23 protein-coding genes and 1 pseudogene are annotated in these 22,802 nt (G+C 69.4%); 13 read left to right on the top strand and 11 right to left on the bottom strand.

The annotated features are described in order from the left end of the window. Positions 1-25 precede the first annotated feature (25 nt). The gene (locus tag BM287_RS08035) at positions 26-355 is read left to right on the top strand and encodes a metal-sulfur cluster assembly factor (RefSeq protein ID WP_090038233.1); all 330 of its coding nucleotides are present in this window, start codon (positions 26-28) and stop codon (positions 353-355) included. Between the two features lie 101 nt (positions 356-456). Beyond that, positions 457-2,055 carry an ABC-F family ATP-binding cassette domain-containing protein gene (locus tag BM287_RS08030; RefSeq protein ID WP_090038237.1) on the top strand — a complete coding sequence of 533 codons (1,599 nt, stop codon included), beginning with the start codon at positions 457-459 and terminating at the stop codon, positions 2,053-2,055. Positions 2,056-2,136: 81 nt separating this feature from the next. Here the strand turns inward: BM287_RS08030 and BM287_RS08025 are convergent, their stop codons facing one another. The 3 genes and pseudogenes from BM287_RS08025 to BM287_RS08015 all read right to left on the bottom strand — a co-directional run bounded on the left by BM287_RS08025 (position 2,137) and on the right by BM287_RS08015 (position 3,652). After that, positions 2,137-3,012 carry an SURF1 family cytochrome oxidase biogenesis protein gene (locus BM287_RS08025; protein WP_090038242.1) on the bottom strand — a complete coding sequence of 292 codons (876 nt, stop codon included), beginning with the start codon at positions 3,010-3,012 and terminating at the stop codon, positions 2,137-2,139. A 137-nt stretch (positions 3,013-3,149) separates the two neighbouring features. Beyond that, positions 3,150-3,347 (bottom strand): annotated as a pseudogene (locus BM287_RS17945) (hypothetical protein); the annotation flags it as partial. After that, positions 3,344-3,652, bottom strand: coding sequence for a DUF3099 domain-containing protein (locus BM287_RS08015; RefSeq protein WP_090038246.1), 309 nt, complete (start codon positions 3,650-3,652; stop codon positions 3,344-3,346). The pseudogene BM287_RS17945 and the gene BM287_RS08015, both read right to left, overlap by 4 nt. A gap of 75 nt (positions 3,653-3,727) precedes the next feature. Here BM287_RS08015 and fabG point away from each other — a divergent pair, with 75 nt between their 5' ends. Further along, on the top strand, positions 3,728-4,438 hold the full coding sequence (fabG, locus tag BM287_RS08010) for a 3-oxoacyl-ACP reductase FabG (RefSeq protein WP_090038251.1): 711 nt from the start codon (positions 3,728-3,730) through the stop codon (positions 4,436-4,438). Positions 4,439-4,723: 285 nt separating this feature from the next. Here the strand turns inward: fabG and serB are convergent, their stop codons facing one another. Next, on the bottom strand, positions 4,724-5,401 hold the full coding sequence (gene serB / locus BM287_RS08005; protein ID WP_090038254.1) for a phosphoserine phosphatase SerB: 678 nt from the start codon (positions 5,399-5,401) through the stop codon (positions 4,724-4,726). Beyond that, the gene (locus BM287_RS08000) at positions 5,398-6,642 is read right to left on the bottom strand and encodes a glucose-1-phosphate adenylyltransferase (RefSeq protein WP_090038258.1); all 1,245 of its coding nucleotides are present in this window, start codon (positions 6,640-6,642) and stop codon (positions 5,398-5,400) included. The genes serB and BM287_RS08000 overlap by 4 nt, the downstream gene beginning before the upstream one ends. Positions 6,643-6,689: 47 nt before the next feature. Between BM287_RS08000 and glgA the strand changes: the two genes are divergently transcribed. The 3 genes from glgA to BM287_RS07985 all read left to right on the top strand — a co-directional run bounded on the left by glgA (position 6,690) and on the right by BM287_RS07985 (position 9,169). Further along, positions 6,690-7,877 carry a glycogen synthase gene (gene glgA, locus BM287_RS07995; protein WP_090038262.1) on the top strand — a complete coding sequence of 396 codons (1,188 nt, stop codon included), beginning with the start codon at positions 6,690-6,692 and terminating at the stop codon, positions 7,875-7,877. A gap of 48 nt (positions 7,878-7,925) precedes the next feature. After that, a complete protein-coding gene (locus BM287_RS07990; RefSeq protein ID WP_090038266.1) occupies positions 7,926-8,738 on the top strand; it encodes an ABC transporter ATP-binding protein in 813 nt (270 codons plus the stop codon). Between the two features lie 179 nt (positions 8,739-8,917). Next, positions 8,918-9,169 carry a type B 50S ribosomal protein L31 gene (locus tag BM287_RS07985; RefSeq protein ID WP_090038270.1) on the top strand — a complete coding sequence of 84 codons (252 nt, stop codon included), beginning with the start codon at positions 8,918-8,920 and terminating at the stop codon, positions 9,167-9,169. A gap of 89 nt (positions 9,170-9,258) precedes the next feature. Here BM287_RS07985 and BM287_RS07980 read toward each other — a convergent pair whose 3' ends face one another. The 3 genes from BM287_RS07980 to treS form a co-directional block, all read right to left on the bottom strand. Next, positions 9,259-9,567, bottom strand: a complete 309-nt coding sequence (locus BM287_RS07980; RefSeq protein WP_090038354.1) for a DUF4190 domain-containing protein — start codon at positions 9,565-9,567, stop codon at positions 9,259-9,261. Between the two features lie 84 nt (positions 9,568-9,651). Then, complete coding sequence (locus BM287_RS07975; protein WP_090038274.1) at positions 9,652-10,338, bottom strand: 3'-5' exonuclease; 687 nt, start codon at positions 10,336-10,338, stop codon at positions 9,652-9,654. 144 nt (positions 10,339-10,482) lie between these two features. Continuing rightward, a complete protein-coding gene (gene treS, locus BM287_RS07970; RefSeq protein WP_090038278.1) occupies positions 10,483-12,192 on the bottom strand; it encodes a maltose alpha-D-glucosyltransferase in 1,710 nt (569 codons plus the stop codon). 127 nt (positions 12,193-12,319) lie between these two features. On the opposite strand from treS, the gene BM287_RS07965 reads away from it, so the two are divergent. Then, positions 12,320-13,261: an alpha/beta fold hydrolase gene (locus tag BM287_RS07965; RefSeq protein WP_090038282.1), complete on the top strand. Its 942-nt coding sequence runs from the start codon at positions 12,320-12,322 to the stop codon at positions 13,259-13,261. Next, positions 13,258-14,337, top strand: a complete 1,080-nt coding sequence (locus tag BM287_RS07960) for a glycosyltransferase family 4 protein (protein ID WP_090038285.1) — start codon at positions 13,258-13,260, stop codon at positions 14,335-14,337. The genes BM287_RS07965 and BM287_RS07960 overlap by 4 nt, the downstream gene beginning before the upstream one ends. A 60-nt stretch (positions 14,338-14,397) precedes the next feature. On the opposite strand, the gene BM287_RS07955 is transcribed toward BM287_RS07960, so the two are convergent. Beyond that, positions 14,398-14,997, bottom strand: coding sequence for a histidine phosphatase family protein (locus tag BM287_RS07955; RefSeq protein ID WP_090038289.1), 600 nt, complete (start codon positions 14,995-14,997; stop codon positions 14,398-14,400). 40 nt (positions 14,998-15,037) lie between these two features. Then, positions 15,038-15,883 carry a Sir2 family NAD-dependent protein deacetylase gene (locus tag BM287_RS07950; RefSeq protein WP_090038292.1) on the bottom strand — a complete coding sequence of 282 codons (846 nt, stop codon included), beginning with the start codon at positions 15,881-15,883 and terminating at the stop codon, positions 15,038-15,040. Between the two features lie 366 nt (positions 15,884-16,249). On the opposite strand from BM287_RS07950, the gene BM287_RS07945 reads away from it, so the two are divergent. Next, positions 16,250-17,074, top strand: coding sequence for a TrmH family RNA methyltransferase (locus tag BM287_RS07945; RefSeq protein ID WP_090038296.1), 825 nt, complete (start codon positions 16,250-16,252; stop codon positions 17,072-17,074). A 19-nt stretch (positions 17,075-17,093) separates the two neighbouring features. Further along, positions 17,094-18,350 (top strand): D-alanyl-D-alanine carboxypeptidase family protein, encoded by a 1,257-nt coding sequence (locus tag BM287_RS07940; protein ID WP_244528050.1) that lies wholly within the window; start codon positions 17,094-17,096, stop codon positions 18,348-18,350. Positions 18,351-18,364: 14 nt separating this feature from the next. On the opposite strand, the gene BM287_RS07935 is transcribed toward BM287_RS07940, so the two are convergent. Then, positions 18,365-19,153 carry an SGNH/GDSL hydrolase family protein gene (locus BM287_RS07935; protein WP_090038300.1) on the bottom strand — a complete coding sequence of 263 codons (789 nt, stop codon included), beginning with the start codon at positions 19,151-19,153 and terminating at the stop codon, positions 18,365-18,367. Between the two features lie 132 nt (positions 19,154-19,285). On the opposite strand from BM287_RS07935, the gene BM287_RS07930 reads away from it, so the two are divergent. The 3 genes from BM287_RS07930 to BM287_RS07920 all read left to right on the top strand — a co-directional run bounded on the left by BM287_RS07930 (position 19,286) and on the right by BM287_RS07920 (position 22,758). Continuing rightward, on the top strand, positions 19,286-21,061 hold the full coding sequence (locus BM287_RS07930; RefSeq protein WP_090038361.1) for a DEAD/DEAH box helicase: 1,776 nt from the start codon (positions 19,286-19,288) through the stop codon (positions 21,059-21,061). Between the two features lie 89 nt (positions 21,062-21,150). Then, the gene (locus BM287_RS07925) at positions 21,151-21,876 is read left to right on the top strand and encodes a VIT1/CCC1 transporter family protein (protein WP_090038365.1); all 726 of its coding nucleotides are present in this window, start codon (positions 21,151-21,153) and stop codon (positions 21,874-21,876) included. Positions 21,877-21,912: 36 nt separating this feature from the next. Next, positions 21,913-22,758, top strand: coding sequence for an AMP nucleosidase (locus tag BM287_RS07920; protein ID WP_090038304.1), 846 nt, complete (start codon positions 21,913-21,915; stop codon positions 22,756-22,758). Positions 22,759-22,802: the final 44 nt, after the last annotated feature.

Here is a 22,802-nt window from a genome sequence, read left to right as displayed (position 1 = left end):
CTGTGCTGAAAGAAGGAATCCGATCATGCCCGCCACGCTGAGTCCCGCGCTCTTCGACCAGGTCGAAGAGGCGCTGAAGAACGTCATGGATCCCGAACTCGGGATCAACGTCGTCGACCTCGGGCTGATCTACGACCTGGCCTGGGACGACGAGAACAACGCCCTCATCATCTCGATGACGCTCACGAGCGCCGGCTGCCCGCTGACGGACGTGCTCGAGGAGCAGACCGCCGAGGCGCTCGACGGCATCGTCGAGGCGTTCCGCATCAACTGGGTGTGGATGCCGCCGTGGGGCCCCGACCGGATCACCGACGACGGCCGCGACATGATGCGCGCGCTCGGCTTCGCCATCTGACTGACTCTCCCAGCCATCCGTTCCTCCCCTGATCGGGCGCACGCCCGCGTGCCGCCTGATCGGACGAGGAGCGGATGGCTGCTGAACGAAATGGAACAACTGTGCTTGCCGTGCAGGGTCTTGAACTGCGCGTAGGCGCACGCCTCCTGATGGAGGACGTCACCTTCCGCGTCGCCGACGGCGACAAGATCGGGCTCGTCGGGCGCAACGGCGCCGGGAAGACGACCCTGACCAAGGTGCTCGCGGGCGATCTTCTCCCGAGCGCCGGGAAGGTCGACCGCTCCGGCGAGCTCGGCTACCTGCCGCAGGACCCGCGCTCCGGCAACCTCGACGACCTGGCGCGCACGCGCATCCTGGACGCCCGCGGGCTCGGCTCCGTGGTCCTGGAGATGCAGCAGGCGACGCACGACATGGCCAGCCCGGAAGCGGCCGTGTCCGAGGCCGCCATGAAGAAGTACGGCCGGCTGGAAGAGCGCTTCCACCTGCTCGGCGGGTACGCTGCCGAGGCCGAAGCGGCCTCCATCGCATCCAACCTGAATCTGCCGGACCGCATCCTCGACCAGCCGCTGAAGACCCTGTCGGGAGGCCAGCGCCGGCGCATCGAGCTGGCGCGCATCCTGTTCTCGGATGCCCGCACGATGATCCTCGACGAACCGACGAACCACCTCGACGCCGATTCCGTCGTGTGGCTGCGCGAGTTCCTCAAGAACTACAGCGGCGGCTTCATCGTCATCTCGCACGACGTGGAGTTGGTGGGCGAGACGGTCAACCGCGTCTTCTATCTGGATGCGAACCGTCAGGTCATCGACATCTACAACATGGGCTGGAAGCACTACCAGCGCCAGCGCGCCGCCGACGAGGAGCGCCGGAAGAAGGAACGGGCGAACGCCGAGAAGAAGGCGGGAGCCCTGCAGCTGCAGGCCGCCAGGTTCGGCGCCAAAGCGACCAAGGCGGCGGCGGCGCACCAGATGGTGGCGCGCGCCGAGAAGCTGCTGGCCGGCCTCGAGGATGTGCGCCAGGTGGACCGCGTCGCCAAGCTGCGCTTCCCGACGCCGGCGCCGTGCGGCCGCACTCCGCTGCAGGCGAGCGACCTCTCCAAGAGCTACGGGTCGCTCGAGATCTTCACGGCGGTGGATCTGGCGATCGACCGCGGCTCGAAGGTCGTCGTCCTCGGCCTCAACGGTGCGGGGAAGACGACCCTGCTCCGGATGCTCGCGGGCGTGGACACTCCGGACACGGGTCAGGTTGAGCCCGGCCACGGCCTCCGCATCGGCTACTACGCGCAGGAGCACGAGACCATCGACGTCGAGCGCAGCGTGCTCCAGAACATGGTGTCGGCTTCGCCGAATCTGACCGAGACCGAGGCGCGCAAGGTGCTGGGCTCGTTCCTGTTCACCGGGGACGACGCGCACAAGCCGGCCGGCGTGCTGTCGGGCGGCGAGAAGACGCGTCTGGCGCTGGCGATGATCGTCGTGTCGGGCGCGAATGTGCTGCTGCTCGACGAGCCGACGAACAACCTCGACCCGGCGAGCCGGGAGGAGATCCTGGATGCGCTGGCGCACTACGAGGGCGCCGTGGTCCTGGTCAGCCACGACGAGGGCGCGGTGGAGGCGCTGAACCCGGAGCGCGTCCTCATCCTCCCCGACGGCGTCGAGGACCACTGGAACCGCGACTACCTCGACCTCATCTCCCTCGCCTGACCCCCCACCGTCGAGTCCGCACTGATTGCACGCTCGCGGGGGTCTGAGCGTGCAGTCTTTGTGTACTCGACGGTGGGGCTGTCAGTGGGTGGCGTCGAGGAGCTCGTCCTCGATGTCGGCGTCCGTGCGCTTGGCGCGGCGGCGGCGTTCGCGCTCGGCGGCGCGCGCCCGCTCGGCGGGATCGTCCGAGTTGAGCTTGCGGTACTCGGTCACGAGCGCGTAGCCGAGGCCGAAGAATCCGATCAGCGCGAAGATGATCCACTGGATCATGTACGACCAGTGCAGTCCCTCATCCTGCGTCGGGGGAGTGGTGACCGTCGGCGTCGGTGCCGTGGCCGGCGCCGGGTCCTCGCTGTCGAGCAGCCCGTAGGCGCCCGTATACACATCGCCGCCGAGCTTCTGCTTCACGACCGAGAGCTGGATGGTGCCCACCTGATCCCCGACGGCGGTGCGCCCCGAGATGGCCGGTTCGCTGGCCTTCAGTCGGGCGACGACGGTCACCGTGCCCGACGGCGCGGCTGGGATGTGGTCGGGCCGGTCGTTCGTGCTGCCCGTGGGGACCCATCCCCGGTCCACGATGAACAGCGAGCCGTCGGCGGTGCGCAGGGGGGTCAGCACCTCGAAGCCGGGACTCCCGTTGAAGGGCCGGTTGCGGACCAGGAGCTGGTGGTCGCGTTCGTACGTGCCCGTCACGGTCACGCGCCGCCACTCCTGCTTCGGCGAGAAGGCGCCGAGGTTCGGGAGCTCATCGGTCAACGGAACGGGACGGGAGTCGAAGTTCGCGGTGACCAGCGCGTTCGCGGCCGCCGCCTCCTTGCTGCGCGCCAGCTGCCAGTTCGAGAGGAACCCGCATGCGATGGCGAACACGATCGCGAACGCCAGATAGCCGAGCCAGCGCCGCGAGAACGCGAACCGCCAGCCGTCGCTCTTCCTGCGGCTCGCCTTCGCGCCGCTCACGCGTGCGCCCTCTCCGGGCCGTCGGCCTCCCCGTCCGCCGCGGGCGCGGCCTCCCCGTCCGCCGCGGGCACGCCGTCCGCAGCGGACTCCCCGTCCGCCGCGGGCTCCCCGTCCGCAGCGGACTCCCCGTCCGCCGCGGGCACGACCCGAACCGGGAAGTCACGCGCCTCCAGGAACTCCCGCAGGTACTCCACGTGCTCCCCGCAGGCGAGCCACACCTTCACCCGGTCGGCCGAGTGGATGCGGGGGTTGCGCCATTCGATCCGCCACGACGCGGTGTCACCGCATCCGGCACGAGAGCACGTCAACGGCGCAGGCTCGCCGAACCCGATCACTGGTCCTCCTGCTGGTCGTCGCGCGGTCCCGGGACCGGGGGCGCCACTGGAAGGATATTGCCTGGACGCTGGACTTCGCCTCGACGCGGGTCGCTCGAGACGTTCGCGATCACGACGGCGAAGTAGGGCAGGAAGATCGCGCCGATCAGCGGGACCGTCGCCCACCATCCCGGAACGATGACCGCGACGATCAGACAGACCACGCGTACCCCCATGGCGACCGAATACTTGATCATCCGGCGCCGTCGTTCCTCGTCGGGGGAGAGGGGCAGGCTCGTGATCGACGGAGCTGTGGGCTTCTTCATGTGCGTTGACTCCAGAGTACGTCCATAAACTGAGGTGTCCGTCCGATCACGGACATTTCGGCAGAAGGGAACCGCATGACCACGCCACGCACTGTCCTCGTCACCGGGGGGAACCGAGGGATCGGCTACGCGATCGCTGAGGAGTTCGTCGCCCAGGGGCACCGCGTCGCGGTCACAGCCCGGTCGGGAGAAGGCCCGGAGGGCGCGTTGACGGTGCGGGCGGATGTGACGGACGCGGCCTCCGTGGATGCGGCGTTCACCGAGGTGGAGCAGAAGCTCGGCCCCGTGGAGGTCGTGGTCGCGAATGCGGGCATCACCAAGGACACGCTGCTGATGCGCATGACCGACGAGGAGTTCGATTCGGTCGTCGAGACGAACCTGGGAGGCGCGTTCCGGGTCGTGAAGCGTGCGAACAAGGGGATGCTGAAGGCGCGCTTCGGCCGGATCGTGCTGATCTCGAGCGTCGTCGGTCTGTTCGGCGGCGCCGGTCAGGTCAATTACGCGTCCTCGAAAGCCGGCCTCGTCGGGATGGCCCGCTCGATCACACGCGAACTGGGTGCACGCGGCATCACCGCGAATGTGGTCGCGCCCGGCTTCATCGAGACGGATATGACGGCGGCACTGCCCGAGGCGCAGCAGGCCGAGTACAAGAAGAGCATCCCCGCCGGGCGGTTCGCCTCGGCGGCGGAGGTCGCCAAGGTCGTCACCTGGATCGCCGGGGACGACGCCGGCTACATCTCCGGCGCGGTCATCCCCGTCGACGGCGGTCTCGGTATGGGCCACTAGCCCGCCCTGCCTGACTCGCGCCGCCCGTCCCTCCCGCCGTCCCTCCCGTCCCTCCCATCCATCCCGCCGCGCCGCCCGTCCATCCCGCCGAAGTGCTCGTAGTTGCACGTGGATGCGGCGTGTCGGCTGCAACAACGAGCACCTCGGCTGATCGGCGGGAGGCGCGGGAGGCGCGGGGAGGCGCGGGACGGCGCGGGAGGCGCGGGGAGGCACGGGACGGGGAGAGAGCGAGCGCGAAGCGCAGGCCGGCAGATCGGCGGTAGGCCGGCAGAGACGCGGGGCGGGTCAGCCGCGGAGGCCGAGGAGGGGGAGGACCTGCGAGAGGTCCGGGTGGTCGATCACCAGGTCCGCCTGGGCGCGGACGGCCGGCTTGGCGTTGAAGGCGACGGAGAGCCCCGCCTCCTCCATCATCCGCAGGTCGTTGGCTCCGTCGCCGATCGCGACGGTCTGACGCGGGTGGACGCCCTCGGCGGCCGCCCAGAACAGGAGCGCCTGGGCCTTCGCGGCCGCATCCACCACCGGTCCGTCGACCTCTCCGGTGAGCACGCCGTCCTCGACCACGAGGCGGTTGGCGCGCCAGTGGTCGAGCCCGAGGCGTTCGCCGATCGGGTCGAGAAGCTCGTGGAATCCGCCGGAGACCACGCCGACCACTCCACCCGCCGCGTGCACCCCGGCGACGAGCTCCGGCACGCCCTCGGTGACCCGGATGCGTTCGCCGACATGCTGGAAGACCGAGGCAGGCAGTCCTTCGAGGGTCCGCACGCGCTCCCGCAGGCTCTCCTCGAAGTCGAGCTCGCCGCGCATCGCGCGCTCGGTGATCTCGGCGACCTCGGTGCGTGCTCCCGCCTCTTCGGCGAGCAGCTCGATCACTTCGTCCTGCAGCAGGGTGGAGTCGGCGTCGAGAACGACCAGGACGGATGCCGTGCGGTGCCCTGATGTTCGTTCGTGTTCTGCAGGGGTCATGGAACGACGTGCACGCCCTTGCCGACGACGGTGATGCCGGACTCGGTGACCGTGAAGCCGCGGGCGCGGTCGCGATCGGGGTCGACGCCGATCTGCGCGCCCTCGGCGACGATCACGTCCTTGTCGAGGATGGCGCGGCCGACGAACGCGTTCGGCTCGATGACCGCACGCTCGAAGACGACGGAGTCGACCACCTTCGCGCCCGAGTCGACCTTGGCCCACGGGCCGAGGACGCTGCGCTCCAGGTGCGCGCCCGAGATCACGGAGCCCAGGGAGACGATGGAGTCGATGGTCGTTCCCAGCGCACCGCGTCCGTCCCGCACGATCTTGGCCGGCGGGGAGTTGAGCTGCTGGCTGAAGATCGGCCACTGGTTGTTGTAGAGGTTGAAGATCGGCAGCGCCGAGATCAGGTCCTGGTGGGCCTCGAAGAACGAGTCGATCGTCCCCACATCCCGCCAGTAGTAGCGGTCGCGGTCCGTCGATCCCGGGACGTCGTTGTTGTTGAAGTCGTAGACCGCCGCCTCGCCGCGCGACACGAAGTCGGGGATGATGTCGCCGCCCATGTCGTGGTTGGAGTCCGGACGGTCGCCGTCGCGCACCACCGCGTCGATCAGGGCGTCGGCGTCGAAGACGTAGTTGCCCATCGACGCGAGGACCTCGTCGGGCGAGTCGGGCAGGCCGATCGGGTCGCGCGGCTTCTCGCGGAAGGCACCGATGCGGGTGGGCCGCTCCCGCTCCACCTCGATCACGCCGAACTGGTCGGCGAGCGCGATCGGCTGCCGGATCGCGGCGACCGTCGCCGGCGCGCCGGAGGCGATGTGGGCCTCGATCATCTGGCCGAAGTCCATCCGGTACACGTGGTCGGCGCCGACGACCACCACGATGTCCGGCTTCTCGTCGCGGAGCAGGTTGAGGCTCTGCAGGATGGCGTCCGCCGACCCGCTGAACCACCGCTTCCCGAGCCGCTGCTGGGCCGGGACCGACGCGATGTAGGAGTTGGTGATCCCGTCCAGGCGCCAGGTCTGCGAGACATGCCGGTCGAGGCTGTGCGACTTGTACTGGGTCAGCACGACGAGTTGGCGCAGCTGCGAGTTGATGAGATTCGAGAGAGCGAAATCGATGAGCCGGTACTGTCCGCCGAACGGGACCGCGGGCTTCGCCCGGTCCGCCGTCAGCGGCATCAACCGCTTGCCCTCTCCGCCCGCGAGGACGATGCCGAAGATCTTCTTGCCTGCTGCCATGCCCCTAACAGTAGAGGCCATTCGTTTGCTGTACTAGCGTTTTGGTCATGCGCGTCAACCTTCTGACCCGGGAGTACCCGCCGGACATCTACGGCGGAGCCGGAGTCCACGTCACCGAGCTCGTGCGAGCCCTCCGCAGTGATACGGAGGTCGTGGTGCGTGCCTTCGGGGAGCACCGGGACGAGCCGGACACGGCCTCCTACCGAGTTCCGGCGGAGCTCGCGGACGCGAACGGCGCGATCGCGACGCTCGGCGTCGACCTGCAGATGGCGCAGGACTGCGGGGAGGCGGACATCGTCCATTCGCACACCTGGTACGCGAACGGCGCCGGTCACGTGGCGAAGCTGCTGCACGGCATCCCGCACGTGGTCACTGCGCACAGCCTGGAGCCGCTGCGGCCGTGGAAGGCCGAGCAGCTGGGCGGCGGGTATCGCGTGTCCAGCTGGATCGAGAAGACGGCGTTCGAGGCCGCCGACACCGTCATCGCGGTCAGCGACGGGATGCGGCGCGACATCCTCGCCGCGTACCCGTCGCTCGACCCGGCGAAGGTCGTGACGATCTACAACGGAATCGATCTGGAGCGCTGGCAGCCTCTCCGGGACGACGAGCGCGCGCGGGCGCTGGGCATCGACCCGGACCGTCCGGCCGTCGTCTTCGTCGGCCGCATCACGCGCCAGAAGGGCCTGCCGTATCTGCTGCGCGCGGCACGGATGCTGCCGCCGGAGGTTCAGGTGATCCTCTGCGCCGGCGCGCCCGACACGCCCGAGATCCTCGCCGAGGTGACCGGTCTGGTGGAGCAACTCCAGCGGGAGCGCGACGGCGTCGTGTGGATCGACCGCCTGCTCCCGAACGACGAGCTGCGGATCGCGCTCACGGCATCCACCGTCTTTGTCTGCCCGTCGATCTACGAGCCGCTCGGAATCGTGAACCTGGAGGCGATGGCGTGCGGTCTGCCCGTCGTCGGGACTGCGACCGGCGGCATCCCCGAGGTGATCGTGGATGGTGTGACCGGCCGGCTCGTGCCCATCCAGCAGGTGCAGGACGGCACGGGGACGCCGACCGATCCCGAGGCGTTCGTCGCCGACCTCGCCGCCGCGCTCACGGAGGTCGTCGGCGATCCGGCGCATGCCGCCGCGATGGGCCAGGCGGGGCGCGAGCGCGCGGAGACCTCGTTCGGCTGGCCGGCGATCGCCGAGCAGACGCGCGACGTCTACCGGTCGCTGCTCGCGCGCTGACGGCCCGCCCGTCACGGATGCGCGTCGTGCGACGGTAGGCTGGAACGCATGGCCGACAGCGTTCTCCGACTTACCGACGTGTCCGTTGTGCGGGACGGCAACCCCGTCCTGAAGGGTATCGACTGGACGGTCGAGCCGGACGAGCGCTGGGTCATCCTGGGCCGGAACGGGGCGGGCAAGACCACCCTGCTGCAGATCGCCGCGGCGGCGCTGCACCCCACCTCCGGCGAGGCCGTGGTGCTGGGCGAATCGGTCGGCCACACGGACCTGTCCGAGCTGCGGCCGCTGCTCGGGTTCGCCTCGAGCGCGCTCGCCCGCCGCATCCCCCGGAACGAGCGAGTGCTGGATGTGGTCATGACGGCCGCGTACGCGGTCACCGGCCGATGGAACGAGCTCTACGAGGAGATCGACGAGCGTCGTGCGCACCGGGTGCTCGCGGAATGGCACCTGGACCACCTGGCCGACCGCACCTTCGGCAGCCTCTCGGACGGCGAGCAGAAGCGCGTGCAGATCGCCCGTTCGGTGATGACCGACCCTGAGATTCTGCTGCTCGACGAGCCCGCCGCCAGCCTCGACCTGGGCGGCCGCGAAGAGCTGCTGCAGCTGCTCGGCGGCTACGCCAGCGACCCGAAGTCCCCGGCGATCGTGATGGTCACCCACCACGTGGAGGAGATCCCGCAGGCGTTCAACCGCGCTCTCCTGCTCAAGGACGGCGAGATCACCGCGCAGGGCCCCCTCGGCGAGGTCATCACGAGCGAGAACCTGAGCGCGACCTTCGACGTGGACGTCGAGATCGCCGAGTCGGATGGGCGGTTCACCGCCCGGGCGCGCCAGGGGATCGTGACCGAGTCCACGGATTGAGGCCGGCGACGGCCTCAATCGGCCGAGTCGGGCGGGCCGATCTGCTAGACTCGATAGCTGGCCCCCGAACCGATCCTGCCGTCCCGGTAACGATCGTCCGGTGGGCGAAGAAGCTTCCCGTCCACGCGGTCTGCGCGGACATGACCGAACCGACTACTAGCTGCAACAAGGAAGTCCTGATGAAGACTGGCATCCACCCCGACTACGCCCCGGTGGTTTTCCGCGACCTGGCCTCGGGTGCGACGTTCCTCACCCGCTCCACCGTCTCGAGCGACAAGACCATCGAGTGGGAGGACGGCAACACCTACCCGGTGATCGACGTCGAGATCTCTTCCGAGTCGCACCCGTTCTACACGGGCAAGCAGCGCATCCTCGACTCGGCCGGCCGTGTCGAGAAGTTCAACACCCGCTACAAGAACTTCGGCAAGTAAGCGCTCTTCGCGCTTCACGCTCGCACGAAGGCCCCCGTCCAGTGGACGGGGGCCTTCGTCGTAGGCGAGCGAGGATCAGCTGGGGGAGCTCACGACGTCGTGTGCACCATGCTGCCGGCCGCCGAGAAGACCACGATGGTGATGATGATGCCGAGCACGATCGACGCGAAGCCGATGATGACCGCCGCGAGGGCGAGACCGTGGCCCTTCTCGCCGGTGCGCTTGATCTGGTTGAGCGCGATGAAGCCGAGGATGATGCCGACGATGTTGATGAAGAACGTCACGATGAACGCGACGATCGCCAGAGTGTTCCAGCGCGCGGCAGCGGGTGCGCCTGGTTGGCCGTACTGAGGCTGCTGCGGGGGAAGCGGCTGCGGGTTCAGATTGGAGTCCGTCATGGGCGACACCGTAGCGGCCCGGCGGCCCGTGCAATAGTCCTCCGCTCGTGGGGGAAGCGGGATCGACGCTGTCCGGCGCCGGGCTCAGCGCAGCGGCCAGGCTCCGGAGGTGGTGAACTCGGGGTCGCGTTCCCGTCGCATGTAGTCCTGGAAGTCGGCGGCCTGTTCGCGGCACCAGTCCACTTGGCGGCGGTGCAGTTCCGCGGCTTCGAAGGCCAGCGCCTCCGCATGGATGCGCGCCAGCGCCTGTGCGACGCGCCCTGCCGCGATCGCGTCGGCGCCCGCGTCGTGCGCCCCGAGAAGGTCGACGCCGTAATGCATGGCCGTGACGGTGAGGGTGCGCTTTCCGCGCCGGAACTTGTCCACCGCCCGGTCGATGACCAGTGGATCGATGATCGGACCGGGGGAGACGAGGGGCTCGAGGCCATGTCGTCGCGCCTCCCGGTCGAGCAGCGTGAAGTCGTAGGGCGCGTTGTAGGCGACCACCGGGATGCCGCGCTCGAACAGGCTGCGAAGCTGCGCGACGATCGCCGCGATGCCGCGGGCCGCATCCATCCCGTCCTGGCGTGCACGCTCGGTCGTGATGCCGTGGACGGCCGTGGCCTCGGCCGGGATCTCGACGACGGGGTCGAGGATCCAGTCCCGGCGGTGCAGCACCTGACCGGTCTCGTCGAGCAGGCCGACGTGGGCGGTGACGATCCTGGCCGATTCGACGTCGATGCCCGTGGTCTCAAGATCGAAGACGCCGAGACGCTGATGCCAGGAGCTCATGCCCCAACGCTATGCACCCGGGCTTTCCCCGCGCGGGAGGCACGCCGAAGTGCTCGTCGTTGCAGGCGACACGCCGTCGGGATGCGCAACAACGAGCACCTCGGCGAAAAGGGACGGGGCGAAAAGGGACGGGGCCAAACGGGGTCAGTCGCGGCGGGGTTCCAGGTGCAGCCAGTAGAAGTTCTGGGTGCCGAGGGTCAGGGTGAAGCGGCCGTCGTCGGCGACGGTCGGGAACTCCGCCCCGCCGAACAGGTCGTAGAGCGCACGGCCGGCGAACTCGGGCGCCTCCAGGGTGACCGAGACGGGGTTGTGCGCGAACGAGAACACGCACAGCACGTCCTCCGGCTGGTCGCCGAAGTGCGTCCCGCTGCCCGCATAGGAGCGCACGAACGCGAGGACCGACTCGTGGTCGGTCGGCAGCACCCGGATGTCGCCCAGGCCGAACACAGGATGCGCCTTCCGAACGTGGATGACGTTGCGGATCCAGTGCAGGAGCGACCGGGACTGGGCGAGCTGCGCCTCCACGTTGACCTGGTTGTAGTGGAACACCAGCGACTGGACGATCGGCAGGAACAGCTTGCCGGGGTCGGCGCTGGAGAAGCCGGCGTTGCGGTCCGGCGTCCACTGCATCGGCGTGCGTGAGCTGTCGCGGTCGGGCAGCCAGATGTTGTCGCCCATAGCGATCTCGTCGCCGTAGTAGAGGAACGGACTGCCGGGAAGCGAGAACAGGAGGGCGTGCGCCAGCTCCAGCTCGGCCCGCGAGTTGTCGAGCAGCGGGGCGAGGCGCCGGCGGATGCCGATGTTGGCGCGCATCCGCGGGTCGTAGGCGTACCAGCCGTACATCGCCTGGCGGTACTCCTCGCTCACCATCTCGAGCGTCAGCTCGTCGTGGTTGCGCAGGAAGACGCCCCACGCGGCGCCTTCGGGGACGTCGGTCGTCTCCGACAGCACCCGGACGAGCTCCCCGGCCTGCTGCGAACGCAGCGCGTAGAAGATGCGCGGCATGACGGGGAAGTCGAACGCCATGTGGCACTCCGGCTCCTCCTCGCTGCCGAAGAACGCGGCGACCTCGCGCGGCCACTGGTTCGCCTCGGCGATCATGATGCGGCCGGGATACTCCCGGTCCACCCATTCGCGCAGCCTGATGATGAACTCGTGGGTCTTCGGCTCGCCCTCGCCGTTCCCCTCGTCGGACTCGTAGAGGTACGGGATGGCATCCAGGCGGAAGCCGTCGACGCCGAGGTCCAGCCAGAACTTCACGATGGCGTACATCGCCTCGTGGACGGCGGGGTTCTCGAAGTTGAGGTCGGGCTGGTGCGAGAAGAACCGGTGGAAGTAGAACTGCCGGCGGGCCTCGTCGAAGGCCCAGTTGGAGTCCTCGGTGTCGACGAAGATGATGCGGATGTCCGGCCACTTGTCGTCCGTGTCGTTCCAGACGTAGAAGTCGCCGTAGGGACCGTCGGGGTCGGACCGCGACTGCTGGAACCACTCGTGCTGGTCCGAGGTGTGGTTGATCGGCAGATCGATGATGATGCGCATGTTGCGCTCGTGCGCCTTGGTGACGAGCTCGCGGAACTCCTCGATGGTGCCGAACTCCGGCAGGATCGAGGTGAAGTCCGAGACGTCGTACCCGCCGTCGCGCAGCGGCGACTGGAAGAACGGCGGGAGCCAGAGCGCATCGATGCCGAGCCACTGCAGGTAGTCGAGCTTCGAGGTGAGCCCGCTGATGTCGCCGGACCCGTCGCCGTTGCTGTCGACGAACGAGCGCACCATGACCTCGTAGAACACCGAACGGCGGTACCACTGGGGGTCGAGGGCGAGCCCGGGCAGCGTGATGGGCGCGGTGAAACTCACGGTTCTCCTTCTGGCGGGGGTCCGGGGGAGGTTCGCAAGCCGCCGCACTGCGGTGCAAGCGATTGCAACCAGAGAAGTCTAGGACGTGCGGACGGTCGCCTGTCCAGTCCTGCCTAGACTGGAGGCGATGACTGTCACCTCACCCTACGCCGACGCCCTGGAGCGCGTGCCTGTGCGCGAGGAGGAGGTCGGCATCCTCGGCTCGACCACCCGGTACTGGGACTACGGCGAACCGGATGCGGCGACGACGCTGGTGCTCGTCCACGGCTTCCGCGGCGACCACCACGGCCTGGAGCCGGTCGTCGCCCAGCTCGACGGGGTGCGGATGGTGTCGCCGGACCTTCCGGGGTTCGGCGCCTCGACGCCGATGACGGAGGCGGCCCACGACATCCAGGGGTACGGGAGGTGGCTGCAGGAGTTCGTGGCGGCGCTCGACCTCGGCGGGCGCGTCGTACTGCTGGGGCACTCGTTCGGGTCGATCGTCGTGGCGGGTTCGCTCGCTGAGCACGCGGGCGAAGGCGCGGTGGCGGGCGACGACGGCGGTGTGGGCGCTGGCGCCCGGCCGGACGCCGTCGTCCTCGTGAACCCCATCGGGCAGCCCGCGCTCGAGGGGCCGCGCGGCGTGTTCACGCGCCTCGCGATCTTCTACTACTGGCTCGCGGCGGTCCTCCCCGAACGGCTCGGCTTCGCGCTGCTGCGGAACCGGCTCATCGTCCGGGTGATGAGCATCACCATGGCGAAGACGAAGGATGCTGCCCTGCGCCGCTGGATCCACGACCAGCACGACCGGTACTTCTCGGCGTTCAGCGACCGGCAGGTCGTCCTGGAGGCGTTCCGCGCCTCGGTGTCGCACGATGTGAGCGAGTACGCGGCGCGCATCCCGGAGCCGACCCTGCTCCTGGCGGCCGAGAAGGACGACATCACGCCGGTCGCTGCGGAGTACCGGCTGCAGACGCTGTTCCCGCAGGCGGAGCTCGTCGTCATCCCGAAGGTCGGGCACCTCATCCACTACGAGACGCCGGTGGATGCGGCCCGCGCGATCGAGCGCTTCCTGCGGGGGCGCTCGTGAGGATCGTCTTCGACTGCCGTTACACGCGGATCGGCCGGCACGACGGCATCAGCCGTTACACGGCCGGCCTCGTCGGCGCCCTGGGGAGGCTCCATCCCGTCACGATGCTCATCAACGACCATCGGCAGCTCGACCTGCTGCCCGACCTGCCGTGGGAGATCATCCCGTCCCCGACCTCCGCCGGAGAGCCGTGGGTCGCGCGCGTCGTCAACCGGCTGCAGCCGGACGTGGTGTTCACCCCCATGCAGACGATGGGCGGTTTCGGGCGGAAGTACCGCCTGGTGCTGACCGTGCACGACCTCATCTACTACCGCCACCCGACCCCGCCGCGCGACCTGCCCGCGTTCGTCCGCGGGCTGTGGCGGCTGTACCACCTGGCGTGGTGGCCGCAGCGGATGCTGCTGAACCGCTCCGACGCGGTCGTCACCGTCTCGGAGACGACGAAGGCGCTGATCGCCGAGCACCACCTGACGAAACGGCCGGTGCACGTCGTCCCGAATGCGGCGGACATGCCGGCGCTCGCTCCCGGGCGTGCGGAGCGGACGGCGCCGGAGACGAAGAGCCTCGTCTACATGGGCTCGTTCATGCCGTACAAGAACGTCGACACCCTGGTGCGTGCGGTCGCGCTGCTGCCGGACTACACCCTCCACCTGATGAGCCGCGTGCCGGACGCCGAACAGCGACGGCTGTCGGAGCTCGCGCCTGCCGCGCGGCTCGTGTTCCACGGCGGCGCCAGCGATCCGGACTACGCGGAGACCCTCGCCGCCGCGACCGCACTGGTGTCCGCTTCGCACGACGAAGGGTTCGGCATCCCTCTCGTGGAGGCGATGACGCTCGGTACGCCGGTCGTCGTCAGCGACATCCCGATCTTCCGGGAGATCGGCGGGGATGCGGCACTGTTCTTCGAGGCGGATGCACCCGAGCAGGCGGCCGCGCGGGTGCGGCAGCTGGAGCAGGACGGCGCCTGGGCGGCGCACTCGGCCGCCTCGCGCGCGCAGGCCCAGCGGTACACCTGGGAGGGCTCCGCGGAGCGGTTGCTCGCGGTCCTCACCGAGGTCGCATCCCGTCGGCGCTGACGCCTCTCCCCGGCAGGCGGGCGTCACATGACGGACGGGCGTCACATGACGGACGCGGTGTCACATGACGGACGCGGTGAAGAGGTCGCGATCCTCCGGGCCGAGGTTGAAACGGTCGAGCGTCAGCTCGCCGTCGTCGTACACGAAGCGGTGGACGGAGCCGTTGGGGATCAGCTCGCCCGGCGCCGGCAGCGCGTGATCGGTCACGTGACGCACGAGTGACGAGATCACGCCGCCGTGGCTCACCACGATGACGTTCTCTCCGGGATGCTGCTCGCCCAGCTCGCGCAAGGCGGGCAGCGCCCGCGCGACCACCTCATCCCTCGACTCGCGTCCCGGCACGACGGTGCCCTCGGGCCAGCGGGCGAGGATCTGCTCGCCGGTCAATCCCTCCGCGTCGCCGTAGTTGCGCTCGGCGACCGCCGGCAGCGTGGCCGGCTCGTCGAGGCCGACGTGCGCCGCGATGATCTGCGCGGTCTCCAGTGCACGCGAGAGCGGGCTGGCATAGATCGCGTCGAACCGGCCGCCGGCGAGCGCGCGTCCTGTCGTCTCCGCCTGGGCCCGTCCGGTGCCGTTCAGCGGGATGTCGCTGGAGCCTTGGATGCGCTTGGCGCGGTTCCAGTCGGTCTCACCATGCCGAACGAGAGAGATGAAGGTCACGCGCGTCCTTTCGCTGTGGGACGCGGATCCCTCGTACCGGTCAGGCCAGCCGTTCGGCGAGCTCGACCAGCGTCTCCGTCGTCCCGCCGTCCAGTTTAAGGGTTGCGCGACCGTCGCCCTTCGTCTGACCGCGGTTGACGATGACGATCGGCAGCCGGCGGCGACGCGCCTCCTCCAGGAGCCGGATGCCGGAGTTGACGACCAGTGACGACCCGGCGATGACCAGCGCTTCGGCCGAGCGGACCAGCGCGCTGGCCTCGCGGTACTTCTCGGCGGGGACGAACTCGCCGAAGAACACGACATCCGGCTTCAGGTGGCCGCCGCAGACGGTGCAGTCGGGGACGATGAACGCGTCGATGTCGCTCACGATCGCGTCGCCGTCGGGCGCGATCTCGACCGCGCCCTCGGTCTCGAGCCACGGATTGGCGGCGTCGATGCGAGCCGTGATCGCCTCGCGGGCGAAGATCTGGCCGCAGACCAGGCAGAGGACCCGGTCCATCGCCCCGTGCAGGTCGACGACCCGGCGCGATCCTGCCTGCTTGTGCAGTCCATCCACGTTCTGGGTGATGACCCCGTTCGCACCGCCGGTCGCCTCGAGGCGGGCGAGCGCGCGGTGGCCGTCGTTGGGCCGCGCGGCCGCGAAGCGCCGGTAGCCCAGGTGACTGCCGGCCCAGTAGCGCTTGCGGAAGCGGTCGTCGGAGAGGAACTGCTGGAACGTCATCGGTGTGCGCTGCGGGGCGCCCTCACCGCGGTAGTCCGGGATTCCGGAGTCCGTGGAGACGCCGGCTCCGGTCAGCACGGCGAAGCTGCGGCCCCTGAGGAGCTCGACGGCCTGGTCGATGCCGCGCGCCAATTCCGGCGGCAGCGCGGTCGTCAGCGTGGTCACAGGCACCTCCAGATCCTCTCGCAGTCTAAACACCCCAGTTTTCCGATTTGTTTCGGGCGGCTGGATGCGGTGGCCTGCTGCGCGCAACGACACGCACATTCGTCACGAATGTGCACTTAGACGGCGCGGGAGTGCACATTCGTGACGAATCGTCGCTTCGACGGCGTGGGAGTGCACATTCGTGACGAATCGTCGCTTCGGCGGCGTGGGAGTGCACATTCGTGACGAATCGTCGCTTCGGCGGCGTGGGAGTGCACATTCGTGACGAATGCGGGGCGTCCAGAAGCGCGACGGGATACGAAGGCGCTCGACTCTCGGAGACCGGCCTTTTTTGGGGAGGTGCCCGGTGCTGGCAGGCTGGTGCACATGCTCGTGCACCGCATCCAGGATCTCGACGCCGACGGCCTCGCCGACTACTCCCGTCTGACCGACGTCGCGCTGCGGCGCGTGACGGAGCCGGCGGGCGGGCTGTACATCGCCGAGTCGACGAAAGTGATCACGCGGGCGCTGGCGGCGGGCCACCGGCCCCGGTCCGTGCTGGTGCAGGAGCAGTGGCTCGCCGACGTCGAGCCGCTGCTGGCCGGATTCCCCGACGTTCCCGTGTTCGTCGGCGATGCGGCGGTGCTGGAGCGGCTCACCGGCTACCACCTGCATCGCGGCGCACTGGCCGCGATGCACCGGCCGGTGCTGCCCGCCCCGGCGGACCTGCTCCGGGATGCGCGGCGGGTGGTGATCCTGGAGGACATCGTCGACCACACGAACGTCGGCGCGATCTTCCGTTCGGTCGCCGGCCTCGGAGCGGACGCGGTCCTGGTCACGCCGCGCTGCGCGGATCCGCTCTACCGGCGGAGCGTCCGGGTGAGCATGGGCACGGTGCTGCAGGTGCCGTGGACCCGTCTGCCGGAGTGGGATGCGGCCGAGCCGCTGCTGCACGAGGCCGGGTTCTCGATCGCGGCCCTCGCCCTCGCGGACGACGCGGTCACGCTCGACGAGTACGCCGCCGACCCGCCCGACCGTGTGGCCATGGTCTTCGGCGCGGAGGGCGACGGGCTCACCCGGCGTGCGCTCCACGCCGCGGACACCGTGCTGACCATCCCGATGCTGCACGGCGTCGACTCGCTCAACGTCGCCTCGGCGTCGGCTGTGGCGTTGTGGGCGCTCCGCGCGCGTTCTCAGCCGGCGCATCGCTAGTCCCGGCTACTATCCGAGGGTGTCCCAGCAAGTCCTCGCCGATCCGCCGCGCCGTGTCTCGCGGAAGGTGTACCGCCGGCGGCGGTTCGTCGTCTTCGGCATCGTGATCGCCCTGCTGATGGCGTTCGGGTACGTCGTCACCTCACTGGTGGCCCCGGTTCCCGCGACCGCGGCGGTGGTCGCCCACGAGAAGACGCTGGTGCAGCCCGCGGCTCAGCTCGCCTGGCCCGGATACGGCTCTGCCGCGATCGTGGCGCCCGACTATCCGGACGCGTCCGCCTCGCACGGCAGCGCGGCGAGCGTGCCGATCGCGAGCATCACCAAGACGATCACCGCGCTGGTCGTGCTCGAGAAGAAGCCGCTGAACGGCGGCGACCAGGGTCCGGACATCGCCTTCACCCAGCGGGATGTGGACATCTGGAACGGTGTCATCGCAGCCGGCGGGTCGTGGGCGCCGGTGGTCGCGGGGACCTCGCTCACCGAGAAGCAGGCGCTCGAGGCGATGCTGCTGCCCTCGGCCAACAACTACGCCATCTCGCTCGCCAACTGGGCGTTCGGGTCCACCGACGCGTACCTGAAGGCGGCGAACGGCTGGCTCGCACAGGAAGGCTTCACGGGAACCAAGGTCGTCACCCCGGACGGGCTCGACCCGGGCAATGTCAGCACGACGAAGGACCTGATCGGGATCGGGAAGCTCGTGCTCGCGTCACCGGCGCTGTCGTCGATCGTCGCGATGAAGAACGCGACCCTGCCCGGGGCCGGCGCGCAGGACAACACCAACGCCCTCCTCGGCTTCGACGGGATGGATGGGATCAAGACCGGGAACACCGACCAGGCCGGCTACTGCCTGCTCTTCTCGGCCCAGGTGCCGGTCGGGACCTCGAAGGTCCGGGTGCTCGGTGTGGTGCTCGGCGCCTCCAGCCACGACGAGCTGTGGGCCGGGGTGCAGGCGTTGCTCACCAGCATGAAGAACGGCTTCCACCCGGTGACGCCGGTCCAGAAGGGCCAGGCGTTCGGGACCTACACGACCGCCTGGGGCGTCTCGTCGAAGCTCATCGCCACCGAGACGAAGACGTTCCTCGTGTGGTCGGACACGCCCATCCAGGTCGATCTGCAGACGCGGCCGCTGTCCTCGGGCTTCAAGGGGGACGTCCTCGGGGAGGGCACCTTCACCCTCAACGGGAAGACGGAGACCGTGCCGCTCGCTCTCGCCCGGGATGTGCCGGACCCGGGATTCGGGTGGCGGCTCGCGCATCCCGGTGGCCTGGGCACGTAGCCGGGCCGGCGGCGTCACTCCCGGTCGAGCAGGAACGGGCCGGGGTCCGGGCGCTTCGGCGTGACGTGGTCGCCCGACGATTGATGCCGGATGCGGCGTATCACCCAGGGGACCAGGAACTCGCGAGCCCACGAGAGGTCCTCGGAGCGGGCCTGGCGCCAGGTCCGCGGTGGGAGCGGCTCCGGCTCGAGCGGCTGCAGGTCGTTCTCCACATTCAGCGCGGCGAGAACCATGCGCGCGACGGTGTGGTGTCCGAGCGGCGCCAGGTGCAGGCGGTCGGGAGCCCACATCCGCTGATCCTGGATCTCGGTCAGCGCCCACTGATCCGCCACGATGCAGTCGTAGCGCGCGGCGACAGCGCGGACGTTCTCGTTGTAGATCGCCACCTTGCCGCGGATGCCGCGGAACACGGGCGAGAAGCCCACATCCACACCGGTGAAGACGACGATGGTCGCCCCGTCCACGCTGAGTCGCGAGACGGCCTCGTCGAAGAGCAGCGCGATCTGGTCGGGGTCGGTGCCCGGGCGGATGACGTCGTTTCCTCCCGCTGAGATGGTGATCAGGTCCGGGCGGAGGGCGACCGCCGCATCCACCTGCTCGTCGAGGATCTGCTTGATGAGCTTGCCGCGGACGGCCAGGTTCGCATAGGCGAAGTCGTCGGTCTGCCGGCTGAGCACCTCGGCGACACGATCCGCCCAGCCGCGGTGCCCGCCCGGGCTGCCGGGCTCCGGGTCGCCGATCCCCTCGGTGAACGAGTCCCCGAGGGCGACGTAACGGGACCAGGGATGCTGTGCAGCGGCCATGCCCCCATTCTGCATCGAACGACATTCCGCATCGAACGACTCTGTCGGCGGTCTCGGGTAGATTCGATTCAAGTGGAGACGTCAGCAGCACTCATTCCGGATGAGCCCTTCGAGGAGTCCGAGCGACCCGGTGTGCACGCCGGAAGCTTCGCTGCCGAGCACCTGTCGCCATCGTTCCCGGAGCGCGCGGCCTGGGGGACCGCGGGCAAGCTGCGCGCCTGGCAGGCGGAAGCCCTCGACGCGTACTTCGTTCACGAACCGCGCGACTTCCTCGCGGCGGCGACCCCCGGCGCCGGCAAGACGACCTTCGCGCTCCGGCTGGCGACCGAGCTCCTCTCGCGACGTGTCGTCGAGCGTGTGACCGTGGTCGCCCCGACCGAGCACCTCAAGCGCCAGTGGGCGGAGGCGGCGGCGAGGGTCGGGCTGCACCTCGATCCCGACTTCAAGAACTCCGAGGGACGGTACGCCCGGCACTACCGGGGGGTCGCCGTCACCTACGCCCAGGTGGCGATGCGCCCGAGCCTGCACAAGGACATCACGGAGGCGCACAAGACCCTCGTGATCCTCGACGAGGTGCATCACGGCGGCGACGCGCTCAGCTGGGGCGATGGGATCCGCGACGCGTTCGAGCGTGCAACGCGTCGGCTCTCGCTCACCGGGACGCCGTTCCGCTCGGACACGGCGCCCATCCCGTTCGTGACCTATCTGCCCGACCGCCAGGGCATCCGCACCTCGGTCACCGACTACAACTACGGCTACGGACGCGCGCTCGAGGACGGCGTCGTCCGTCCCGTGATCTTCATGGTCTACGCCGGACACATGCGCTGGCGGACCAAGACCGGCGACGAGATGGAGGCGCGGCTCGGCGAGGGCAACACGAAAGACATCACCGCCCAGGCGTGGCGCACCGCGCTCGATCCGCGCGGCGAGTGGATCCCGGCCGTGCTGTCCGCGGCCGACCGCCGCCTGACAGAGGTGCGCAACTCCATCCCGGACGCGGGTGGCCTGGTGATCGCGACCGACCACTACACGGCACGCGCGTACGCGGACCTGCTGCAGCAGCTCAGCGGCGAGCCGGTGACCGTGGTGCTCTCCGACGAGAAGGAGGCGAGCGACCGGATCGAGGAGTTCGCGAAGAGCGAGTCCCGCTGGATGGTCGCGGTGCGGATGGTGTCGGAGGGGGTCGACGTGCCCCGGCTGGCCGTCGGGGTGTACGCGACCAGCGCATCCACCCCGCTGTACTTCGCGCAGGCGATCGGCCGGTTCGTGCGGGCCCGGCGGCGCGGCGAGACGGCGTCGGTGTTCCTGCCGAACGTTCCCAACCTGATGGCGCTCGCCAACGCGATGGAGCTCGAGCGCGACCACGCGCTCGACCGCGTCGCCGACGAGAACGCCGAGGGTGACCTGTGGAACCCCGAGGACGCGATGGTCGCCGAGGCGAACCGGGACGAGCGGGCGTCGGAGGCGTTGACCGAGCAGTTCGCGTTCGAGGCCCTCGCATCCGAGGCGAACTTCGACCGGGTCGTCTACGACGGCAAGGAGTTCGGCAGTTTCGCCGTGCCGGGGACCGACGAGGAGCTGGACTTCATCGGCCTCCCGGGCATCCTGGAACCCGAGCAGGTGCACGAGCTGCTTCTGCAGCGGCAGCAGCGGCAGGCCCGCCGTCACTCGTCGCGGCCCGCCACGGCGAACGGACACCCGCCTGCGCCACTGCACCGCACGCTGAAGGAGCAACGGCAGCTGTTGAACAGCCTGGTCGGGCTGTACTCCAAGAATTCCGGGGAGCCCCACGGCCTCATCCATGCCGAACTGCGGCGGGTGTGCGGAGGGCCCGCGGTCGCGCAGGCGAGCGTGACGCAGTTGCAGTCCCGGATCGACTTCCTCCGGAAACGGCTGGGCGCTCATTAGGGTCGCCGAACCTTCGTGGCGGCGGGGAGCCGACTTTCCTAGGCTGGGGCCACGAAGCTGAAGATGGGGTCGGGCACATGAGCGAAGCGATGGCAGACGGAGCGGCACCGGAGCAGCATCCGGATGAGCCGCACCGTTCGGGACTGGCGCAGCGACTGAACTGGTTGCGTGCGGGCGTTCTCGGTGCGAACGACGGCATCGTCTCGGTCGCGGCAGTCGTGGTCGGCGTCGCGGGAGCCACCGCGTCCGTCGCCGCGATCGTGACTGCGGGGCTCGCCGCCCTCGTGGGCGGCGCGATCTCGATGGCGCTCGGCGAGTACGTGTCCGTCAGCAGCCAGCGGGACAGCGAGCGGTCGCTGATCGCGAAGGAGCGCCGCGAGCTGGCCGAGATGCCGGAGGAGGAGCTCGACGAGCTGACCGGCCTGTACGAGCAACGCGGACTCTCGCCGGCGACGGCTCGCCAGGTGGCCGTCGAGCTCACCGAGCACGACGCTCTGGCCGCACATCTCTCCGCCGAGCTCGGCATCGACCAGGACGATGTGGTCAGCCCCTGGCACGCCGCGCTCGCCTCGGCCGTGGCGTTCACGTGCGGCGCCGTGCTGCCGATGCTCACCATTCTGCTGCCGGCCGACGTGCGGATCCCGGTCACCTTCGTGGCCGTGCTGATCGCGCTTGCGGTCACGGGATACACCGCGGCGTGGATCGGCGGCAGCTCTCGAGTTCGTGCCATGGTACGAGTGGTGGTGGGCGGCGCCCTTGCGCTGGCCGCGACGTTCCTGGTGGGCAGCCTGCTCGGCACGCGCATCGGGGGCTAGGGCCGCAAGGCCGGCGGAGGCGAGAGGACACGAAGAGTGGTCGATGCAGAGAACACGGTGGACACGGCGGTGACGCCGGTGATGGTGCCTCCGCACGCCTCGCTGCGTAACAAGGCCGAGATCGTCCGGGAGTGGCTGCCCCGCTACACCGGAACGCCGCTCGAGGAGTTCGGCGACCACATCCTGCTGACGAACTTCGGGGACTACGTCCAGCGGTTCGCCGAGTGGTACGGGGCAGAGGTGCGCGGGCTCGACCGGTCGATGCCGAACGCGACGGCCGACGGCATCACGATGGTGGATTTCGGTATGGGCAGCCCGAATGCCGCGACGGTGATGGATCTGCTGTCGGCGGTCGCGCCGAAGGCGGCGCTGTTCCTCGGCAAGTGCGGCGGGGTGAAGCGGAAGAGCCAGCTCGGCGACCTCGTGCTCCCCATCGCGGCGATCCGGGGCGAGGGCACGTCGAACGACTACCTGCCGCCCGAGGTGCCCGCTCTGCCGGCCTTCCAGTTGCAGCGTGCTGTGTCCTCCACCATCCGTGACTTTCAACAGGACTACTGGACGGGGACGGTCTACACGACCAACCGCCGGGTCTGGGAGCACGACGACACCTTCAAGGAGTACTTGAAGCGGACGCGGTGCATGGCGGTGGACATGGAGACGGCGACGGTGTTCGCGGCCGGCTTCGCCAACCGCATCCCGAGCGGGGCGCTTCTGCTGGTCTCCGATCAGCCGATGACGCCGGAGGGTGTGAAGACGACGGAGAGCGATCGGGGAGTGACGCGCGACTTCGTCGAAGTCCACATCCGCATCGGGGTCGAGGCGTTGCGCCTGGTGCGTCGCAACGGCCGCAGCGTGCGGCACCTTCGGTTCGAGGACGACTGACCGCCCGCGAGATTCGTGACGAATGTTGCGTTGGGCTCGGGGAA

The sequence above is a fragment of the Leifsonia sp. CL147 genome (assembly GCF_900114565.1).
Lineage (GTDB): Bacteria > Actinomycetota > Actinomycetes > Actinomycetales > Microbacteriaceae > Leifsonia.
This window is presented reverse-complemented; position numbering and strand designations above follow the sequence as displayed.